This is a genomic window from Calditerrivibrio sp., assembly GCA_026415135.1.
Classification (GTDB): Bacteria; Chrysiogenota; Deferribacteres; order Deferribacterales; family Calditerrivibrionaceae; genus Calditerrivibrio.
This window is the reverse complement of the sequence record JAOAHS010000021.1, coordinates 31,010-50,987: the sequence shown is the minus strand read 5'-3', so window position 1 is coordinate 50,987 and position 19,978 is coordinate 31,010. Positions and strand designations below refer to the sequence as shown.

Here is a 19,978-nt window from a genome sequence, read left to right as displayed (position 1 = left end):
AGGTATAAAGCGCTTGCGAGAAAATATAGACCTAAAAATTTTGATGAGATAGTAGGGCAAGAGTTTGTTGTTAAAACCCTTATGAATGCAATTGAGCTGGGCAGGATATCGCATGCCTACCTTTTCACAGGTCCCAGAGGTATTGGTAAGACTACAGCCGCAAGGGTTTTTGCAAAAGCTGTAAATTGTCACAACCCAGATGGGGTAAATCCTTGCAATAGATGTATAAGCTGTCAAGATATAAATAATGGTACATCGGTCGATGTTATTGAGATTGATGGGGCATCCAATAGAAAGGTGGAAGAGGCAAGAAACATTCGAGAAAATGTTAGGATATTACCGGTAAGTAATAGGTATAAAGTATATATAATTGATGAAGTTCACATGCTAACGGATGAGGCATTTAATGCGTTGCTTAAAACCCTTGAAGAGCCTCCAGAACATGTAATATTTATACTCGCTACTACAGATGCCCACAAGATTCCTATGACCATTTTATCCCGCTGTCAAAGGTATGATTTTAAAAAGATACCTACTGAATATATGAGAAAGTATTTGAAAGAAGTGATGGATAAAGAGGGTATTCAGTGTGATGATGATTCTTTAAATCTCATAATAAGAAACTCAGATGGCTGTATGAGGGACGCCCTATCATTGATCGATCAATTGGTTGCCTTTACCGGAGGGGTTATTACCTTTGAGAATACGAATGAGATTTTAGAGCTATCCGAACAGAGACTTGCAAATGATCTCTATGAGGCGATAGTGGAGTCCGATACTAAGAAGATTTTCCAATTTATTGAGGAGTTGGCTTTGAAGGGGATCGATTTTCAGTTTGTTATAGAAACTTTTATTACTCATACCAGAAACCTTTTACATGGTATAAACGGTGGATTTCCTGAAAAGGTTCTTACAAGGGATGAGATAGAGTTTTATGAGAGATTGAAGGCAAAGCTGAGTATGAATAAGATTTTTGCCCTCTTTCAGGTTTTCCAAAAGACATTATCTGATATGAAATATTTGCCGATGGAAAGATATATTTTTGAGTTTGGGGTTTTTAAAGCGGCTAATATCGATAAAATTTTGCCTGCGGACCGTTTGGGAAATGTTACAAGTGTAGCCAGTAGAGTTCCTGAAGAAAAGGATAATAAGAAAGTTGAGAAAAAGCCTACATTGACAGAAGTCCAAAAGGAATGGAAAGATTTTGCTGAGAATTTGGGTAAGACAAACCCATCTATTGCTGCTCTGATAGCTCAGGGTGCTGTGGAGAGGAATGGTAATAGATTTATTGTATCTTTTCTTGATAGTTTCTCCTATAAGATGCTAACTGAACCTGAGAAAAAAAAGTCTCTTATTAAGAGCTTTAAGGATTTTTTTGGAAGTGAATTTGAGATCTTGATTACATTTGATGAAGGTGGAGAAAAAAAAAGCCTAGTTAAAACAGAGGCTGAAATCAGATCTTTCCAAGAGGAGATGCTTAGAAAAGAGGTGGAAAAGAATCCAATGATCCAGAAGATTCTCAAAGAGTTTGGTGGAGAAATAGAAAATATCGAAAAATTAAATAAAAAATCAGATCTGGAGGTAAGATGAATATTCAGCAGATAATGAAACAAGCTAAGGTTATGCAAAAAAAGATGGAAGAGGTGCAAGCAGAAGTAGCTAAAGAGACAGTTGAAGCTACTGCTGGTGGTGGTATGGTAAAGGCCGTTTTCAATGGTAGAGCAGAACTACTGAGTATAAGTATAGAAAAGGATGTTGTTAATCCTGAGGATGTTGAGATGCTTCAGGATCTTATTGTAGCCGCAGTAAATGAGGGGATTAAAAAAGCACAAAATCTCCTGAGTGAAAGGATGGCAAAACTGACTGGAGGTCTTGGTATAAACTTCCCTGGATTGTTTTGATAGATGACCTATTCAAAATCTTTTGAAAAATGTATCAGGGTGTTATCAAAACTTCCCGGTATTGGAAGGAAGACTGCCCTTAGGCTATTAATGCATTTATTAAAGATGAGTGTGAAAGATGTTGAAGAGATTGCTGGGGCTCTTTTAGAGCTAAAAAGAAATACAAAGTTCTGTGCTAAGTGTGGCTCTTTGGCGGATGAGGAGTATTGCCAAATCTGTGTGGATGAAAACAGAGATAAGACAACAGTGTGTGTGGTTGAAGAGGCTAAGGATGTTTTTTTGTTTGAATCTGGTGGTAGGTACAGAGGGGTTTATCATGTATTAGGGGGTAGGCTTGCTCCACTGGATGGGATTACTCCGGATGATCTGAGGATAAATGGGCTTCTTGAGAGAATCAAACATGATGGAGTAAAAGAGGTAATTCTTGCTACAAATCCAGATGTAGAGGGTGATACAACGGCGATCTACCTTAGTAAACTTATAAGTAAGCACTACAACATAAAGGTAACAAGAATTGCTACAGGTATTCCTATAGGTGGATATATTGAGTACGCTGATGAAATAACGATACTAAAATCCCTTGAGAACAGAAGAGAGATGTATTAAAATTAAAAATAAACCCATATCGGGGTGAATTTTTATGAATAATCCAGCATGGTTTAGTAACAATGAAGTATCAGAAAAGCTTTATTTACAGATCGATTTGTTGAGGAAAGAAACGAATTCAAAAGCCACCTTTTTGATAGATAAAAGTGGTCAAATGGTTGCAAGTTCTGGAGAATCTCAGGAGTTTGATGCCACTTCTCTTGCTGCGCTCGTTGCTGGTAATGTGGCAGCTACAGATGGTATAGCGAAGCTTCTTGGTGAAAAGGAGTTCTCCGTACTTTTTCATGAGGGGGAAAATGAACATCTTAATATTACACTTGTGGATGGAAAGCTTATTCTGGTTGTTTTGTTTGATGATAGTACATCCTTAGGGCTTGTTAGGCTTAAAATGAAAAAATATGTAAAAAGTATTTCCCAGATTATAGCAGAAAGCGTCAATGCTGAGCAAAACGTTGCTGGGTTATTTAATGATATAACAGATGACGATATAGATAAAATGTTCAAAAAGGGGTCTTGATATGTCTTTTATTAACTATTCCACAAAAGAGATCAACTTTAAGATAGTTTATTATGGCCCTGGCCTTTGTGGTAAAACTACTAATCTCCAATATATCTATGACCAGACAGATCCGACTCAAAAAGGTAAAATGGTTTCACTGGCCACAGAGACGGAAAGAACTCTTTTCTTCGATTTTATGCCCCTTAAATTGGGGGAGATAAAGGGGTTCAAAGTTAGACTCCATCTCTATACTGTGCCAGGACAGGTGTTTTATGATGCAAGTAGAAAATTGATACTTAAGGGTGCAGATGGTGTAGTTTTTGTAGCTGATTCTCAAAAGGATAGAATGGATGCTAATATGGATAGTCTGGAAAATCTCATTGATAATCTTAAGGAAAATGGATTGGATTACGATACGATCCCTTTGGTGATGCAATGGAATAAAAGGGATTTACCAGATATAGAATCTGTAGAGGAGATGGAAAGGATCTTGAATACCCGAAAAGTGGAGTCTTTTGAGGCTGTGGCCATAAAAGGTGAAGGGGTTTTTGAAACGCTAAAAGCTATATCAAAAGCAGTGATGATGAAGATGAAATAGGGAGGGTAAGTGGCAAAAGAGATTATAATAAATTCTACTCCTAATGAGACTCGTGTGGCGGTGCTTGAAAACAATAGTTTGTCAGAGATCTTTTTGGAGAGGGCTAAAAACAAAGGTATTGCTGGTAATATTTACAAGGGGAAGGTAGTTAAAGTACTGCCTGGGATGCAATCAGCGTTTGTTGATATAGGTCATGAGAGAGCTGCATTTTTACATGCAGGAGATCTCTACATAGATGATTCAGAAAACTTTTCTCTTTTAGAGGAACGCATTGCAGAGGTAGAGGATATAGATTCGGATAATGGGCTTAACAAAATATATGTTCCAATAGAGGATCTTTTACAGGAGGGTCAGGAGATCATTGTTCAGGTGGCAAAGGAGCCTATTGGACAGAAAGGGGCGAGACTGACTACCAATATAACAATTCCGGGCCGTTATCTTGTCCTTATGCCTTATTACAATCATGTCGGGGTATCAAGAAAAATTGAGGATGAGTTGGAAAGGGAAAGACTAAAAAATATCCTTTTGAGTATAAAGCCACAGAATGTTGGTCTTATTGCTAGAACTATTTGTGAAAATTCCAGTGAGGATGAATTGAGATCGGATCTGAATTACCTTCTTAAAACATGGGAAAGGGTTTCCCATAAGGCCAAAGAATCAGGTGCTCCTAAGCTTATATATGAAGAGTTGGATTTGTTATTTAGAACCGTTAGGGATCTTGCAAATGATGAGGTGAGAAAGATTGTTTTAGATACGAAAGCCAATTATCTTAGAATAAAATCGTTTGTAAAAGACTATTTGTCAAATAACCAGATTCAGATAGAACTTTATGAAAATGAGATGCCTATTTTTGATTACTACAATATTGAAATAGAGATAAGCAGGTTGTTGGAGAGAAGAGTATGGCTTAAGTCGGGAGGGTACATTGTAATCGATCAGACGGAGGCTCTTACTGTCATCGATGTTAATACCGGTAAGTTTGTTGGTAAAAGAAATTTTGATGAAACAATCTTAAAAACAAATTTAGAAGCTGCTAAAGAAATCGCTTGGCAGATGAGATTGAGGAACCTTGGTGGTATAATTATTGTGGATTTCATAGATATGGAGAAGGAGGAGCATAGGGAAAAGGTGCTACAAACTCTTTTACAGGAGATGAAAAAGGATAGGGCAAAGTCTTCAGTTGTTAATATTTCACCGTTGGGGCTTTTTGAGATAACAAGAAAAAGGGTGCAGGATAGTTTGAACAAAATACTAACAGAGCCTTGTCCTTACTGCGAAGGTAGAGGAGTGGTAAAGTCCAAGCTTACGGTATGTTACGATATCTTAAGGGAGATCAGAAGGATAGCACCATTTTTTACCAATAAGAAGATATTTGTCGAGGCACATCCAGATGTGGTAGATATTATTTTGAATAATGAGAAAGATAATATTGATGACATCGAAATGATGTTCCAGCTACATATTGAGATTAAACCTAATTATTCTTACCATATAGAACATTATGAAGTAATCCCTTTAGAGAAAGGCTGATGTATATTAGAAAAGATAGTTATTATAAAAAAGCTAAACAAGAAGGGTATAGATCAAGAGCCTCCTACAAATTGAAGGAATTAAATGAAAAATATAAAGTTATAAAAAAAGGGGATAAGGTTTTAGATGTGGGTGCTGCACCTGGTGGCTGGAGTCAAGTGGTTCTTGAATTGATTGGGGAAAAGGGGTGTGTAGTGGGTGTCGATATGCTTGATATGGAACTTATAACTGATAAAAGGTTTACATTTATAAAAGGTGATATACTGGATGAGGTGACATTTGAGAAGATTACGAGTATTACTGATGAATTTGATACAGTTATATCGGATGTTGCTCCCAATACAACTGGGCAGAAATTTGTGGATCATGTAAATAGTGTAAATCTTGTTAAAACTGTCGTGAGTTTTTCCAAGAGGGTTTTAAAAAGAGATGGCAATCTTTTGTTTAAACTTTTCGATGGTGAGGAACGAGAGGGTTTGATAAAAGGGTTGAAAAGTTGCTTTGCTGATGTAAAGATTATAAGACCCGACGCAACGAGGAAAAACTCTTTTGAGATATATGTTATATGTAAAGGTTTTAGAAAGGGATAGATGGGGAAATCAAAAGATGAATAAAGAGTTTTTTTTGAATCTTGCCGATAGACTTTTAAAAGGGGAATTAGACAAAGAATCGTTCTCCACAAACCTATTAATGCTGTTCTCCGATGAGTTGAAAGTAGATCTATTTAGAAAAGAGAGGCTTGGTTTTGATGAATTTGTTTTTGGTGCGTCAAAGTCACTGGAGCAGATAATCAAGATTGCTGATCGGTATATGACAAATAACATTTCATTTATCTGTACAAAGCTGAGCAAGGAGAAAATAGATGCTCTTCTCCTTCGTTACCCTATGATGGAGGCTATTGAAGAAGCAGGTTTTGTAAGGTATCTCACTTCGAAGGTGCAAAGGCATAAAGGTAAGGTGGCGATAGTGACTGCTGGTAGTTCAGATATTCCAGTGGCTTTGGAGTGTTTTTGGACACTGGATAGTTGTGGTGTCGATGCAAAGATTTTTGCCGATGTGGGGGTGGCTGGTGTCCATCGTTTTTTTAAAATTAAAGACGAAGTGGAATCCTTTGATGTAATTGTGGTTATTGCTGGTATGGAAGGGGCTTTGCCATCACTGGTTGCTGGTTTGTTTCCTCATCCTGTGATAGCTGTACCGACTTCTGTTGGGTATGGTACTGCTTTAAACGGATTTACTCCACTTTTTGCAATGCTAACAAGTTGTGCTAATGGAGTTTCTGTTGTTAATATCGATAACGGTTTTGGTGCAGCATTAGCAGCCTTTAGAATACTAAGGCAAAAAGAAAAGGAGGATGCCGATGTTAGATAAGCTTTTGACAGTTTTGAATAAAACAATCATACCCCAAACTAATCCAGTAGCTGTAAAGATAATCAGAGGAGATCTTGAACTACCTAAGATAAAGGTGAATGATAAAAAGATGAGTATATGCCAGCAGATAGCATATTCAAGATACTATGGTTGGTCTACTTTGGCAAAAGCAAAGGATAGTTATTGTGTCTTAGGAGCTTCATGTACTGGTCTAATACAAACTCCAGAAAGAATCATAAACGGTGATGTAAATTGTAATGTCTATCAAAAGGACATGGAAGCTGCAAAAAAGATGCAGGCTATGATGCCGAGGATAAATGCTGGCACTGTTCAGGTGCTCACATTTCCTATAAATAGACCGGTAGATGGTGTGATACCGGATCTTGTTGTACTATATGTTAATTCAGCTCAGGCTATGCGTTTTATTCAGGCGTTTTTGTACCGAAGAGGTGGTGAATTTATTTTTAAGACTTCGGGGGATGCAGGAGTATGTTCCAGAGGTGTTGCTGAGGTATATATATCCAAAAAGCCTATTGTAGAAATACCATGTCTTGGGGATAGAAGGTTTGCGATGGCACAGGATTTCGAATTGATAGTGTCTTTTCCTTATGATTATATAGATGAGCTTGTTGAAGGGCTTGAGGCTACACATAAGAATGGTATTAGATATCCGATACCATTTCAGATGCCTGATCTATGTGATTTACCAGATAGTTATATTACGAAAGAAAATGATATATAAGGAGATTGGATGGTAAGTAAAGAGATTTTTAGACAGTATGATATTAGGGGTGTGGTCCCAACTCAATTTAATAGTGATGTGGCAAGAAAGATTGGTAATGTGCTGGCCAGAAAGATAAAAAGTAACAAAGAAGGCGAAAGTTTTATTACTGTAGGCAGGGATGTAAGACTTTCTTCAGATGAGATATTTTCAGGGGTTGTTCAGGGGATAACTGATACAGGTTGTAATGTTATTGATCTGCATATATGCCCTACACCTGTGGCCTATTTTTCCTCATTCAAACTAAATAGTGATGGTTTTATAATGATTACAGGGAGCCATAACCCACCAGAATACAATGGTTTAAAATTTGGTATTGGAAAGGATACTATTCACTCTGAAGGGATTTTGTCAATCATGGATAGTGTGCTAAATGGTGATTACAATATAGCAGATGAAAAGGGTGTGATTAAAAGATATGATATTTTAGTCGATTATATAGATTTTTATATGGAGACGTTTGCTCCTCTTATGGATAAAATGGAAAGAGTTAAAAAGATTAAGGTAGTCATTGATGCAGGCAATGGAACCGCTTCTTTGGTTGCACCTAAGATCTTTAAGGAGCTCGGAGTAGAAGTAATAGAACTCTACTGTCAGCCAGATGGAAGATTTCCTAACCATCACCCTGATCCTACAGTTGAGGAAAATTTGGTGGATGTAAGAAAGGCTGTGTTAGAACACAATGCTGATTTTGCTGTAGCTTTTGATGGGGATGCCGATAGGATAGGCGTTTTGGATGAAAAGGGTGATATCATTTGGGGGGATATGCTCCTTTATGTTTATGCTAAAGAGCTGAAAAAAAGATACGTAAAGCCTACTGTGATAGCTGATGTGAAATCTTCAAAACTACTCTTTGACTCGTTACAAAGGATGGAAATTGACGCAATTATGTGGAAAACTGGCCATTCCCTCATCAAAGATAAACTAAAAAAAACCGGAGCTGAATTGGCTGGTGAGATGAGTGGGCATATATTTTTTAAAGATAGGTTTTTTGGGTTTGATGATGCTATATATGCTGCTGTGAGGTTTTTAGAGGCTTATGTGGATAACTTATTAGAGGGTAACATAAAGGTATGTTCCGATTTGGTGGCTGGTTTACCTAAGGTATATAACACACCAGAGATAAGATTAGATTGTGATGATGATAAAAAGTTTGCGGTAGTTGAAAAGATGAGTGACATATTTAAAGAATATAAGGATAAGGGGTTGTATGGGATACAATCAATTATTACCATAGATGGGATAAGGGTTAATTTTGAAAATGGTTGGGGTTTACTTAGAGCAAGTAATACTCAACCGGTACTTGTTATGAGGTTTGAAGCTGAAAGTATGGAGGATATGAATAGGTATAGATCTATCTTTACAAATGAGTTGAATAGAATTTCTGTTGAGGTGAATAATGGCTGATCTTGGTGTAAGTTTTTTAGGATTAAAGTTGCGTTGTCCTTTGATAGTGGGTAGTTCTACTTTGACTAAACATCTTGATGGTTTGTTGAAGTCTCAAGAGATGGGTGCAGGTGCTGTGGTGCTTAAGTCCCTGTTTGAAGAGGAACTCTCCACTGAGGTCGGTAGTAATGATGATTACCACCCTGAAGCCTATGAATATTTTTTAAATGATTCTTCAAAGTTATATGGTTCCATAAAATATCTTGATTTTATAAAGGATGCAAAAAAAAATCTGTTTATTCCGGTTATAGCCAGTGTAAACTGTTTGGGTGGCAAATGGTGGGTGGATTATGCAAAACAGATAGAAGATGCAGGGGCTGATGCCCTTGAACTAAATATTGCTTATATACCTTTTAATGTAGCAGAAGACCCAAGACTTATAGAAAAAAAGTATTTTGATATAGTGCATTCGGTAAAAAAAGCTGTGAATATGCCTATACTTGTTAAAATAGGTTATTATTTCACCTCTGTTCCTATGATGGTAAAAGGTTTAAAAGATGCAGGGGCAGATGGTGTTACCCTGTTTAACAAGTTTTTTAGAATGTCCATTGATGTGGAGCATATGAAGTTTGCGGGTCTTGAAGTATATAGCTGTATTGAGGAAACATATCAGGTCTTAAGATATGTAGCTGTTTGTAGAAGTCAGGTGGAAATCGATATATCTTCGAGTACTGGGATACATAATGCCAACATAGCCTTACAGCATCTAATGGCTGGGGCTAAAACTTTCCAAGTGGTATCTGCGATATATAAGAACGGTTTCCAGGTTATCCCAGAGATGATAAAAGGGATGAAAGAATATTTAGATAGGAAGGGGTTTAAATCCATCAACGATATTATAGGAATAGCGTCAAAATTTGATAGTGGTTTTAAGGCTTTTGAAAGGATCCAGTATATGAAATACGCAGGTGATAGATATTAGAATGTTTGAGATGTTTTTTGATATCAATAGGATAGCAATGTTCTTCTTAACGGTAATTAGAATCAGTGGTATCATATTTACTGCACCTGTATTTGGTAGTGAAATAGTTTCTGCAAGGATTAAACTTTTTTTATCTATCTTATTGGGATTGTTGATATTCCCTTCTATTACCTTAATAGATTTGTCAAAAGCTAATAATCTCTTACTCATATTGATTATCATTAAAGAATTGATGATAGGTATTGCTACAGGGCTAATAGCAAGATTCATTTTTGTGGGGGTACAGTTTGGGGGCCAGATAATAGGTACTCAGATGGGGTTTGGTATAGTAAATGTTCTTGATCCCCAGAGTAATACACAGATCTCACTTGTTGCACAGTTTCAAAATATCGTGATGATTCTTTTTTTCATAAGCATTGGTGGACATCTGTATGTTATCCAAGCGATTGTAAAATCTTTTGAGATGATACCTCTGGGGGTATTTGTGTTCAATCAAGAATCCTATATCTTCATCGTAAAGATATTTGCCAATATATTTTTAACTGCACTTAAGATCACAGCTCCAATATTTGTTACCCTTTTGGTGACACAGGTAGTTTTAGGGATTATGGGAAGACTTGTACCACAACTTAATATTCTGATCATTGGTTTTCCTATACAGATTGCTGGAGGATTGTTTATAATAATAGCCAGTATGAGCTTTTTCTTTAGTATGTTTGAGATGCTTATGTACGATTATCTCAATAACATACTAAGACTATTCAAGTATCTGGGTGCATAATGCCTGAGCAGGATGGAGATAGGACGGAAGAAGCCACGCCGCGGCGAAGACAGCAGGCGATAGAAGAGGGTAATGTCCCCAAAAGTAGAGAACTAGCAACGGGGATAACATTTCTCGTTGCGGTACTAGTACTTTATTTTTATATGCCTGTCATTGTTGATCAATTCCAAAAGGATTTTATTAAATACTTTTCTTTGTCTGATTTCAGGCTAAATAAAGAGAGCGCGTACCTATTATTGGTAGATGTTCTTAAATCGATGGGTAGTGTTACGTTACCTTTAATGTTTGTCCTTGTTATGGTGGCTATTTTATCGAATATTGTTCAGTTTGGGGTGGTTTTTTCCAGCAAAAGTTTGGTTCCAAAATGGGACAGGCTTGATCCAATAGCTGGTTTTGGGAGGATCTTTTCTAAAAAAGGGTTGTTTGAGTTGGTAAAATCTTTGATGAAGATATTTTTTATCGGTATAGCAGCTTATTTTATCATAAAAAGCAAAATACCAACTATAATAACCCTATCGGATGCAGATCCGGTGTCATCAATTTATTTTCTTGGTAAATTTATATATGAAGTGGCTTTTAAACTTGCCATAATAATTCTTGTTATCTCTATTGTGGATTTTTTATATCAAAAGTGGCAGTACAATGAAGACCTAAAAATGACTAAACAGGAAGTAAAAGAAGAGTTTAAACAGATGGAAGGGGACCCTTTGATAAAGCAGAGAATAAGGAGTATGCAGAGGGAAATGGCACGTAAAAGGATGATGGAAGAGGTACCTAAGGCGGATGTGGTTATCACAAATCCAACCCATTATGCCGTGGCGATAAAATATGACATGGGTAAGGATAGAGCCCCAAAGGTTGTGGCAAAAGGGCAGCGATTGGTAGCCCTCAAAATAAAGGAGATAGCTTTAAAAAATAATGTGGTTATACATGAGGATCCACCCCTTGCGAGAACACTTTTTGCTTCAGTGGAAATCGGTGAGGAGATCCCTGAAAATCTCTATAAAGCTGTTGCTGAAATATTGGCTATGGTTTATAGATTAAAAAACAGAGTAGCGTAAAAGTTTGGAGAAAATTTCCTATTTTTCTGGCAAGAAGTTTGCAATTCATTAAAATGCCTAAATAATGATTAGATGGAGTTTATATGGATTTTTATAAGAAGAACTTAGAAAATCTTAAAAAATATCGTCCCCAGCTGTATGAAAGGATTAATAGCTTCGTGCCAACAGGCAACTATATGATAATCACTTCTAATCATCCCAAAAAGTATCCAAATCTATTTCATAAACCAAGTAACAGCTACGTGTACGATAACAATGATCCTGTTACACCTATTGTACAAGAGCTTAGGGAGAAAATAAGACTACCAATACTGAATGTTATTTTCGGTTTTGGGCTGGGGTATGAGTTGATCACGATGATTCAGAATTATTTTTCCAATGAGTCTGCGTATATCGTAGTTGATCCTGAAATAGAGCCTTTTTATAATGCATTAAAGGTTATAGATCTTGAATCTATTATAAAAAATCAGTATATATTCTTATTCATAGGTGAACCTGCTTCAAGTATGTTTTTAAATTTTAGAAACATTCTCATGATGGGAAACCTTAAGCTTCATGTAAAAGCTATGAACATTATAGATAATAAATTTTCACTTACTATGAATCCATCATACTTTAAAGAGATTATAAATCACCTTAAGGATGCTATAAAAGAGGTATTACTCCATTATGGTAACGATCCATGGGATTCTCTTATTGGAATAGAAAACATCTTTTTGAATGTAAATGAGATTATAAAAAATCCAGGTATCAATCAGTTAAAAGATAAATTTAAGGGGAAACCAGGTATTGTCGTGGCTACAGGTCCATCTCTAAATAAAAACATAGAGCAATTAAAAGGGTTAGAGGATAAAGCAGTTATATGTGCTGCAGATGCTTCGGTGAGGGTGATGAAAAGGTACGGTCTAAAGCCCCATTTGGTCACATCCCTTGAAAGGGTTTTGGCTACAGCTAAGCTTTTTGAGGGTTTGACAAAAGAGGATGTGGAAGATGTTTATCTTTCTGCGTGTCCTGTTATAAGACCAGAGACCTATGCAAATTTTCCAGGTAATAGGATTATTGTTTATAGAAATTTTGCCACATTCCAGTGGTTGGAGATAGAGAAGGGGATATTGGATATTGGTCCATCTGCTGCAAATATGGCTTTTAAGGTTCTTGAATATTTAGGGTGTAATCCGATTATCTTGATTGGACAGGATCTTGCCTTTGGTGAAAATGATGTAACTCATGCTAAAGGTGCTACTTTTGGTGAAAAGGAACAGCAGTATTACTCACCAGATAGGATATTGGAAGTAGAAGGAAACTATGTACCTAAGATAAAGACAACAGATGTATGGTATAAATTTCTAAAATTTTATGAAAAAGATGTTGCTGAATATGCTGGGACTGTAATCAATGCTACTGAGGGTGGTGCCAAAATACCTGGAACAAAGATTATGAGTTTCAAGGAGGTAGCCGATCAGTATCTAACGAATGATTTAAAGGTGGTGGACAATATAAAGGCTACTTTACGTTACCCAACAGAAGATGAGATCCTTAAATACAGAGATATGCTCAAAATAAAGGTAAACGATGCTATTAATTTTGCTGAGGAAGTGATCAAAGAGTTGAATAAAGGAAGAGTTTACACTGAGAGATTTCAAAAGGAAATTATAGAGACTTATGAAAAAACAGGACGATTTGATGAATCATTGGCAAATAATCTCTTTAATCAGTTGCAATTGCCTTTACCTTTACTAGGCTCAAAAAAATTTTATGAAATTTTTATGCATTTCGTGCAGTCATATTACATAACAAGCTTCATAGAAATAAATGCGGTTATTGCCTCTTCTTTACCGGAACATAAGAAAAATTTCAGTGTAGTAGCCCTTGTAGATGATATGTATCTGGTTCTCATTAAACTGATAGAAGCGATGAGGAACTCTATGCGTAAGATGAAGGAGCAGCTTGGCTGAATTTCTCAAGAATGAAATCTGATGTGTAATCTCGGTTTTGTGTTGTCTTTATAATTTAATAGGAGGTTTTCTGGTACTTTTAAGAATAAGTTTTTTATATGAATGATATAGTAATTGTTATTTTTTGAAAGTACTGTTGATTCTACAAGTACACCTTGTTCTGTGTATTGTTTGATGTCATTAGAGATGGTCTGGTCCTTTGTTATCTTACCCTTGTGGATTTCCAGAACACGGCTAGCCAATTTGTAGGTGTCGTTATCATTGTGGGAAACGAGAATAGATGTGAGGTTTAGCTGTTTATGAATTTTTTTTATTTCATCTTGGATAATCTCTTTGGTTTCGTTGTCAAGGGCTGAGAAAGGTTCATCCAAAAGTAGTATTTTTGGGTTTTTCAATATAGACCTTATTAGGGCTACACGCTGTTTTTGTCCTCCACTGAGGGTGTTTGGGTAGTTATGTTTGAGATTATGTAAGTTAAAAATATTTAAAAAATACTCGATGGTTTCTTTTTTGTATTCTTTTCCCATGGCAAATTTAAGTTGTTCAAATACCGTCATATTTGGGAAAAGTGCATAATCCTGAAAAAGGTAACCTATTTTCCTTTTTTGAGCAGGTACATTGATACCTTTTTTGCTGTCAAACCATACCTCATTATCAAATTCTATGTATCCTTCATCAGGTTGCATAAACCCTGCTATGATCCTAAGAATAGAAGTTTTACCCGCGCCACTTTGACCTGTGATAGATAGAAATTGATTCTTTTCTATGGTTAGGTTTATATCAAGTGTAAAAGTTCCATCAAAACCTGATAACTTCTTTTTACAGAAAAGGCGTAACATCTGTTAGCTCCTGTTTAACCTTTTATTCATGAGATAGACTATTAATAGCATTAGGAATGATAAGCTAAATATGGTAATTGAATATTTATGGGCCATACCGTAGTTTAGTGTTTCTAATTCTTCATAGATGGCAATACTGGCAACTTTTGTCTCATTTGGGATGTTGCCGCCTACAATAAACACTATTCCAAATTCACCGATTACGTGGGCAAAAGTTATGGCAGATGCAGCTAAAATATTCCCTTTTACATTCGGTAGAACTACACGGATGTACGTTGTCCATTGGCTTTTGCCCAGTGAATAAGATGCTTCAATAAGGTTTTGGGGTACATTTTTTGCTGCATTGAAAATGGGGTTTACCATAAATGGTATGGAAAATATGACAGAGGCCAGCACTATCCCTTCAAAGGTAAATGCAAAGGTAAAATCGAAGTTTTCCACAAGAAAGTTTCCAATGGTGCTTTTCGGGCTAAAGATGATAAGTATATAAAATCCGATCACCGACGGGGGTAAAACTATCGGCATCGTCAATATGGTTTCATAAAGGGAGGTTAGATTGCTTCTTTTAAATAGTAGAACATAAACGATCGGTATAGAGATAAAAAGTAGTATGATTGTCGTTAGTAAAGCTAATTTTAGTGTCAAAAACATTGTGTTTAAAAACATACCATCAAACATATATACCCTTTAAAGACCATATTTTTTTATTATTTCTTTACCCTGTTTACTTGTGAAAAAGTTTACAAACTCTTTTGCGGATTGATTTGTTTCCCCATATTTTGTTATTATGAGGGCGTGTTCCAATGGTTCGTGGTCGTTTTCACTAATTATAATACTGCGGGATTTGAGTTGTTCGTTTTGAATAACGATGGAATAACTTAAGAATGCAGCATCTACAAACCCTTTTTCTAAGTAGGATAATACATTTGATAGATTTTCACCATATACCAAACGGCTGTTTACAATGTCGCTAAATCCATATTTCATGAGTACTTGTAAGGCAGATTTACCATAGGGGGCCACTTTAGGGTTTGCTATAGCCACTTTATTTGCCTCTTTTAAGAGATTGAAATCGGGTTTCTTGTTTTTTAAGAACTGATCTGAGTATATGAGAGCAAGTTTCCCTCGACCATAAATAATATAATTGTTTGAAGATAGACCTTTTTCAATCATCATTTTTGGATAGTAGATATCGGCAGATATGAAGATATCGTATCTGGCTCCATGTTCCAGCTGGGCAAATCCCTTCCCTGAACTGCCATAAGAAACAGTTATCTTTGTATTGGTTTGTTTTTTAAAATGTTCAATTATTTCATCGACCACAGGTTTAACGCCAACAGCACAATAGATACTGAGCTCGTCACCATATAACATAGAAGTCGATAGCAAACTAAAAATTATAATGAATATTATGTTTTTTTTCATATTGAAGACCCTTCTTACTCAAGCTTTTTTGCATCAAAGGTTTTGGGGAGTTTTGGTAATTCATCCTGTGGTTCGATATAAAGCTTCCAGCCGTTTTCCAATGTAAAAACTCCACCAAAGGCTCCATCTTGTTTTATATCAACTATCTTTGACTCCAGATCCTTTTTGGCAACATACGCATAAAGACCATCAGACTTTTTATTTATTGTTACTTTCATAGTAATCACCTCATTATTCTTTTAAAGGGGAGATTGTTCTCCCCCTTATCTAACTATATCATAGTTTGGTAAATCTTTAGTTTTTTCATCCAGATCATCTAATATCTTGTTTACAATCCATGTTAAAAGATTTAGTCCCCCTTTGTATCCAATGATTGGGTACCGGTGCAAATGGTGTCTGTCGAAAATGGGAAAACCTATTCTGATTGATGGTATGCCTGTATCTCTGGTAAGAAGCTTTGCAAAAGTATTTCCGATTATATAGTCCACTGGATCTGAGAAAAGCAGTGATCTTAAGTGCCACATATCTTTGCCAGTAAACACTTCACATTCGTCTTCTACATTGAACTGTGTAAAAAGCTGTTTGATCTCTTTTTCAAATTTTTTAGTGGCGTTTGTTACCAATACGATCTTGGGGATACCACCCAATTCGAGAATGAACTTAGTCACTCCCACTGCGAGGTCAGGATCACCGTTTATTGCAAAGGTTTTACCGTGTACATGATAGTAAGAATCAGCTATAGCATCTACTAATTGACCCCTTTCTGTCTTTATGGAGTCTGGGACAGGTTTCCCTGATATCTCTGAAAGGGCTTTGATGAATTCATCTGTACCTTCAAGGCCTATGGGGTTTATCACTTTTGTTCTCTGACCCCATTGATTTTTCACATGTTCAATGGTTTTGGTCATGGAGTATTTTTGAAGGAATATGGAACCTCTTGCCCCGGGAGCTTTTTTTAGATCGCTTAAAGCAGTACCACCCCTGTACATTGTGTACTTACCATCGGTAGGTGAATTTAGCATATCTGAAGGATCGCTTATAATAGTAATTTTAATGTCAAAAGCTTTGGCTATCCTTTTTATCTCATCAAAATTACCGATATAAGTATCGAATCCCAAAAAGAGGTTTATACCATCGTGTTCTTTTATACCCTCCATTCCAAAAGTGCGGACGAAGGAGTAGAGCATATTGTCATATCCTGTGATATGGGATCCCACAAAGGAAGGTGTATGGGCAGTAACTACAGGTAGATCCTCAGGGATATCACCGTTTTTTCTGGCATTGTTTACAAAAGCATCTATATCATCACCAATAACCTCTGCCATACATGAAGTACAGATGGCGATATTTTTAGGTTTGTATAGGGTATAGGCATTTTTCAGCCCTTCATACATATTGTTGTGACCGCCGAAGACGGCTGCATCTTCTGTCATTGAGTCGGAAACTGCAGGGAAAGGCTCTTTAAAATGTCTGGAGAAATGAGATCTAAAGTAAGCAGCACAACCTTGAGAACCATGCAAGTATGGAAGAGTGTCTTTAAAGCCTATGGCTGCATAAAAAGCACCAAGTGGTTGACATGCTTTAAGAGGATTTATGACAAGGGCTTCTCTTTGAAAGTTCTTTTCTTTATACTCTTCAGTCTTGGTATATTCAAGTACCTTGTTTATAGTTTCTTCATCATGAGGATTTTCATATATCCTCTTTGTTTCAAATGTTTTTATATAGCTATCGCATTTAAACATCGATGAGCTACATGTTTCGGCACAGTTTTTCATAGTTCCTCCTTTAGCTCCACGGCGGTGAAAGTTTTTTCCAGATATAACCATTTACCGCCATATCCACATCTTTTGCAAAGATCTCAAACCCATCTATACCATGATATGGCCCTGAATAGTCCCATGAGTGCATCTGCCTGAAGGGGATTCCAGCTTTTTGAACTTGATATTTTTCCTTTATACCTGAGCCGAAAAGGTCTGGTTTTAATTTTTCTATTATCTTTTCAAGTTCGTATTCGGTCATATCATCAACGATTACAGTTGTTCCATCCAGATATTCTATTGTTCTTTGGTAATCGTCGTTGTGGGCAAATTCGTACCCTGTAAGAACAACCTCCATACCCAGATCCTGGAAAGCTGGCATTATATGTCTTGGTCGTAACCCACCGACATATAAAACCACTTTTTTACCTTCAAGTCTCTTTTTGTATCTGGCTATAATCTTGTCCATGTGTGGTTTGTAAACGTCGTTTATCAATTCTTCTGTCCTTTTTTGTATCTTTTCATCAAAATGTTGAGCTATTTTTCTCATGCTTTTGTAGATTTGAGTGGGACCGAAAAAGTTAAACTCAAGCCAGGGAACTGAAAATTTTTCTTCGAGATATCTTGCAATATAGTTCATAGAGCGATAACAGTGTAAAAGTACTAACTTAGCCTTTCTGATATTAGCTAATTCACTGAGGGTACAATCACCGGTGGATTGGGAAATAACATTTAGCCCCATGTCTTCGAGGATCTTTCTGGAACTCCATGCGTCACCACCAATATTGTAATCTCCCATCAGAGCAATATTGTATGGGGAGTCAGGTACCTCTACACCATTTATATCCTTTTCATATATCCAATCTCTGATTGCATCGTTAGCTATATGGTGTCCAAGTGATTGACTCACACCCCTAAAACCTTCACACCTAACAGGTACTATAGGCTTTCCTATTTCGGCAGATTTTTTTCTGGCAACAGCTTCTATATCGTCCCCAATAAGCCCTATGGGACATTCTGACTGGATGGTTATACCTCTGTTAAGGGGGAACATCTCTTCGATTTCGTCGATTAGTTTTTCAAGTTTTTTATCACCACCAAATACGATATCCTTTTCTTGAAAATCTGATGTAATATGCATTACACCGAAACTGTTTATACCTGTGATTCCGTTGTAGTAATTTCTTCTTGTTCCCCAAGAGTATTGGCCACAGCCTACTGGTCCATGGCTTATATGTACCATGTCCTTTATGGGGCCCCAAACAACCCCTTTGGATCCAGCATAAGCACAACCTCTTATCGTCATAACGCCAGGAACACTCTTTCTATTCGATTTTATCGAACAACTTGTTTCATCTTTGTCAACTATAGCTATATGTTTTTCCCTTGTCTTTTTTGCTTTATCTGGATATTCAGACAAGAGATCCTCTACGAGTAGTTTTAAATCTTCTTTTGAACGTTCCATATATCCTCCTGTTCATAGGTAAGGGAGTAGAGACTCCCTTTAAGCAGATTTTGCTACACCTATGTTAGATGTGTCCTCTTTTATGATACCATATTCTATGAGCAGATCTTCAAGCTCAGACATTGTGACAGGTGTGGGTATTACAAACAGTTTGTTGTTTATTATTTTATTGGCCAGTGTTCTGTACTCATCAGCTTGTTTACTGCTCGGATCATACTCAACAACAGTCATTCTTCTCAACTCTGCATGCTGAACAATATTATCCCTTGGCACAAAATGGATCATCTGGGTTGAAAGTCTTTTAGCTAATTCTGTAACCAATTCCCTTTCTCTATCAGTTTTTCTTTCATTACAGATGAGACCACCTAATCTGACTCCACCAGAATTTGCATACTTTAATATACCCCTCGAAATGTTGTTTGCAGCGTACATTGCCATCATTTCACCTGATGTTACGATGTAGATCTCTTGGGCTTTACCTTCTCGTATAGGCATTGCGAATCCACCACATACGACATCACCTAAGACGTCATAGGAAACAAAATCCAGATCGTCTTCGTAGGCACCTTCTTCTTCAAGAAAGTTTATAGCAGTGATAACGCCTCTTCCAGCGCAACCCACGCCGGGCTCAGGACCTCCAGCTTCAACACACTTAATACCTAAGAAACCCGTTTTTAATACATCATCCAACTCGAGATCTTCGACAGAACCGGCTTCAGCTGCAAGTTCCATTATTGTTGCCTGTGCTTTGGTGTGAAGTATCAATCTTGTGGAATCTGCTTTTGGGTCACAACCAACTATCATTACTTTTTTACCCATTTCGGCCATAGCAGCCACTGTGTTTTGGCTTGTGGTGGATTTGCCTATACCACCTTTTCCATAAAAAGCTATCTGTCTGAGTTTTCCCATAAAAAACCTCCTTTTTATAAAACAATAAACAACAATATCCGTGCCATCGATGCAAAAGTTATTGTTTGTCAATATGTTAAATTTATGCTTTCTATGTTTTGTTATAAATTGGGATAATGTATTGTAAGAAAT

At 36.7% G+C, this 19,978-nt stretch carries 21 protein-coding genes; 14 read left to right on the top strand and 7 right to left on the bottom strand.

The window, feature by feature from the left end; all coding sequences use genetic code 11:
• The 14 genes from dnaX to N3C60_03775 form a co-directional block, all read left to right on the top strand.
• The coding region (gene dnaX / locus N3C60_03840; protein MCX8084034.1) for a DNA polymerase III subunit gamma/tau at positions 1–1,590 on the top strand (1,590 nt) is incomplete at its 5' end.
• Positions 1,587–1,901 carry a YbaB/EbfC family nucleoid-associated protein gene (locus N3C60_03835; protein MCX8084033.1) on the top strand — a complete coding sequence of 105 codons (315 nt, stop codon included), beginning with the start codon at positions 1,587–1,589 and terminating at the stop codon, positions 1,899–1,901. The genes dnaX and N3C60_03835, both read left to right, overlap by 4 nt.
• 3 nt (positions 1,902–1,904) lie before the next feature.
• Positions 1,905–2,507, top strand: a complete 603-nt coding sequence (gene recR, locus N3C60_03830) for a recombination mediator RecR (protein ID MCX8084032.1) — start codon at positions 1,905–1,907, stop codon at positions 2,505–2,507.
• A 34-nt stretch (positions 2,508–2,541) separates the two neighbouring features.
• Positions 2,542–3,024 carry a roadblock/LC7 domain-containing protein gene (locus N3C60_03825; protein ID MCX8084031.1) on the top strand — a complete coding sequence of 161 codons (483 nt, stop codon included), beginning with the start codon at positions 2,542–2,544 and terminating at the stop codon, positions 3,022–3,024.
• A 1-nt stretch (position 3,025) separates the two neighbouring features.
• Positions 3,026–3,604, top strand: a complete 579-nt coding sequence (locus N3C60_03820) for an ADP-ribosylation factor-like protein (GenBank protein ID MCX8084030.1) — start codon at positions 3,026–3,028, stop codon at positions 3,602–3,604.
• A 9-nt stretch (positions 3,605–3,613) separates the two neighbouring features.
• Positions 3,614–5,134: an Rne/Rng family ribonuclease gene (locus N3C60_03815; GenBank protein MCX8084029.1), complete on the top strand. Its 1,521-nt coding sequence runs from the start codon at positions 3,614–3,616 to the stop codon at positions 5,132–5,134.
• On the top strand, positions 5,134–5,724 hold the full coding sequence (locus N3C60_03810; protein MCX8084028.1) for an RlmE family RNA methyltransferase: 591 nt from the start codon (positions 5,134–5,136) through the stop codon (positions 5,722–5,724). The genes N3C60_03815 and N3C60_03810 overlap by 1 nt, the downstream gene beginning before the upstream one ends.
• Positions 5,693–6,505, top strand: a complete 813-nt coding sequence (gene larB / locus N3C60_03805; GenBank protein MCX8084027.1) for a nickel pincer cofactor biosynthesis protein LarB — start codon at positions 5,693–5,695, stop codon at positions 6,503–6,505. Before N3C60_03810 ends, larB begins: the two co-directional genes overlap by 32 nt.
• The gene (locus N3C60_03800) at positions 6,495–7,247 is read left to right on the top strand and encodes a DUF169 domain-containing protein (protein MCX8084026.1); all 753 of its coding nucleotides are present in this window, start codon (positions 6,495–6,497) and stop codon (positions 7,245–7,247) included. Before larB ends, N3C60_03800 begins: the two co-directional genes overlap by 11 nt.
• Before the next feature lie 9 nt (positions 7,248–7,256).
• Complete coding sequence (locus N3C60_03795) at positions 7,257–8,693, top strand: phosphomannomutase/phosphoglucomutase (GenBank protein MCX8084025.1); 1,437 nt, start codon at positions 7,257–7,259, stop codon at positions 8,691–8,693.
• Positions 8,686–9,654: a dihydroorotate dehydrogenase-like protein gene (locus N3C60_03790; GenBank protein MCX8084024.1), complete on the top strand. Its 969-nt coding sequence runs from the start codon at positions 8,686–8,688 to the stop codon at positions 9,652–9,654. The genes N3C60_03795 and N3C60_03790 overlap by 8 nt, the downstream gene beginning before the upstream one ends.
• A gap of 1 nt (position 9,655) precedes the next feature.
• Positions 9,656–10,435, top strand: coding sequence for a flagellar biosynthetic protein FliR (gene fliR / locus N3C60_03785; protein MCX8084023.1), 780 nt, complete (start codon positions 9,656–9,658; stop codon positions 10,433–10,435).
• Positions 10,435–11,496, top strand: coding sequence for a flagellar biosynthesis protein FlhB (gene flhB, locus N3C60_03780; GenBank protein ID MCX8084022.1), 1,062 nt, complete (start codon positions 10,435–10,437; stop codon positions 11,494–11,496). Before fliR ends, flhB begins: the two co-directional genes overlap by 1 nt.
• 83 nt (positions 11,497–11,579) lie before the next feature.
• Complete coding sequence (locus N3C60_03775; protein ID MCX8084021.1) at positions 11,580–13,451, top strand: DUF115 domain-containing protein; 1,872 nt, start codon at positions 11,580–11,582, stop codon at positions 13,449–13,451.
• A gap of 5 nt (positions 13,452–13,456) precedes the next feature.
• On the opposite strand, the gene N3C60_03770 is transcribed toward N3C60_03775, so the two are convergent.
• The 7 genes from N3C60_03770 to nifH form a co-directional block, all read right to left on the bottom strand.
• Entirely contained in the window at positions 13,457–14,290 is an 834-nt protein-coding gene (locus N3C60_03770; GenBank protein ID MCX8084020.1) for an ATP-binding cassette domain-containing protein, read from the bottom strand.
• 3 nt (positions 14,291–14,293) lie between these two features.
• The gene (gene modB, locus N3C60_03765; GenBank protein MCX8084019.1) at positions 14,294–14,968 is read right to left on the bottom strand and encodes a molybdate ABC transporter permease subunit; all 675 of its coding nucleotides are present in this window, start codon (positions 14,966–14,968) and stop codon (positions 14,294–14,296) included.
• Between the two features lie 9 nt (positions 14,969–14,977).
• Complete coding sequence (gene modA, locus N3C60_03760) at positions 14,978–15,664, bottom strand: molybdate ABC transporter substrate-binding protein (GenBank protein MCX8084018.1); 687 nt, start codon at positions 15,662–15,664, stop codon at positions 14,978–14,980.
• Between the two features lie 65 nt (positions 15,665–15,729).
• Complete coding sequence (gene nifT / locus N3C60_03755; GenBank protein ID MCX8084017.1) at positions 15,730–15,933, bottom strand: putative nitrogen fixation protein NifT; 204 nt, start codon at positions 15,931–15,933, stop codon at positions 15,730–15,732.
• 45 nt (positions 15,934–15,978) lie between these two features.
• Positions 15,979–17,490 (bottom strand): nitrogenase molybdenum-iron protein subunit beta, encoded by a 1,512-nt coding sequence (gene nifK / locus N3C60_03750; protein MCX8084016.1) that lies wholly within the window; start codon positions 17,488–17,490, stop codon positions 15,979–15,981.
• Positions 17,491–17,500: 10 nt separating this feature from the next.
• Entirely contained in the window at positions 17,501–18,937 is a 1,437-nt protein-coding gene (nifD, locus tag N3C60_03745; protein MCX8084015.1) for a nitrogenase molybdenum-iron protein alpha chain, read from the bottom strand.
• A gap of 39 nt (positions 18,938–18,976) precedes the next feature.
• A complete protein-coding gene (nifH, locus tag N3C60_03740; GenBank protein MCX8084014.1) occupies positions 18,977–19,846 on the bottom strand; it encodes a nitrogenase iron protein in 870 nt (289 codons plus the stop codon).
• Positions 19,847–19,978 lie beyond the last annotated feature (132 nt).

Coding starts and splice junctions, on each gene's coding strand:
- N3C60_03835 (MCX8084033.1), top strand. CDS start 1,587: ATGAATATTCAGCAGATAATGAAACAAGCTAAGGTTATGCAAAAAAAG.
- recR (MCX8084032.1), top strand. CDS start 1,905: ATGACCTATTCAAAATCTTTTGAAAAATGTATCAGGGTGTTATCAAAA.
- N3C60_03825 (MCX8084031.1), top strand. CDS start 2,542: ATGAATAATCCAGCATGGTTTAGTAACAATGAAGTATCAGAAAAGCTT.
- N3C60_03820 (MCX8084030.1), top strand. CDS start 3,026: ATGTCTTTTATTAACTATTCCACAAAAGAGATCAACTTTAAGATAGTT.
- N3C60_03810 (MCX8084028.1), top strand. CDS start 5,134: ATGTATATTAGAAAAGATAGTTATTATAAAAAAGCTAAACAAGAAGGG.
- larB (MCX8084027.1), top strand. CDS start 5,693: ATGTTATATGTAAAGGTTTTAGAAAGGGATAGATGGGGAAATCAAAAG.
- N3C60_03800 (MCX8084026.1), top strand. CDS start 6,495: ATGTTAGATAAGCTTTTGACAGTTTTGAATAAAACAATCATACCCCAA.
- N3C60_03795 (MCX8084025.1), top strand. CDS start 7,257: ATGGTAAGTAAAGAGATTTTTAGACAGTATGATATTAGGGGTGTGGTC.
- N3C60_03790 (MCX8084024.1), top strand. CDS start 8,686: ATGGCTGATCTTGGTGTAAGTTTTTTAGGATTAAAGTTGCGTTGTCCT.
- fliR (MCX8084023.1), top strand. CDS start 9,656: ATGTTTGAGATGTTTTTTGATATCAATAGGATAGCAATGTTCTTCTTA.
- flhB (MCX8084022.1), top strand. CDS start 10,435: ATGCCTGAGCAGGATGGAGATAGGACGGAAGAAGCCACGCCGCGGCGA.
- N3C60_03775 (MCX8084021.1), top strand. CDS start 11,580: ATGGATTTTTATAAGAAGAACTTAGAAAATCTTAAAAAATATCGTCCC.
- N3C60_03770 (MCX8084020.1), bottom strand. CDS start 14,290: ATGTTACGCCTTTTCTGTAAAAAGAAGTTATCAGGTTTTGATGGAACT.
- modB (MCX8084019.1), bottom strand. CDS start 14,968: ATGTTTGATGGTATGTTTTTAAACACAATGTTTTTGACACTAAAATTA.
- modA (MCX8084018.1), bottom strand. CDS start 15,664: ATGTTATATGGTGACGAGCTCAGTATCTATTGTGCTGTTGGCGTTAAA.
- nifT (MCX8084017.1), bottom strand. CDS start 15,933: ATGAAAGTAACAATAAATAAAAAGTCTGATGGTCTTTATGCGTATGTT.
- nifK (MCX8084016.1), bottom strand. CDS start 17,490: ATGAAAAACTGTGCCGAAACATGTAGCTCATCGATGTTTAAATGCGAT.
- nifD (MCX8084015.1), bottom strand. CDS start 18,937: ATGGAACGTTCAAAAGAAGATTTAAAACTACTCGTAGAGGATCTCTTG.
- nifH (MCX8084014.1), bottom strand. CDS start 19,846: ATGGGAAAACTCAGACAGATAGCTTTTTATGGAAAAGGTGGTATAGGC.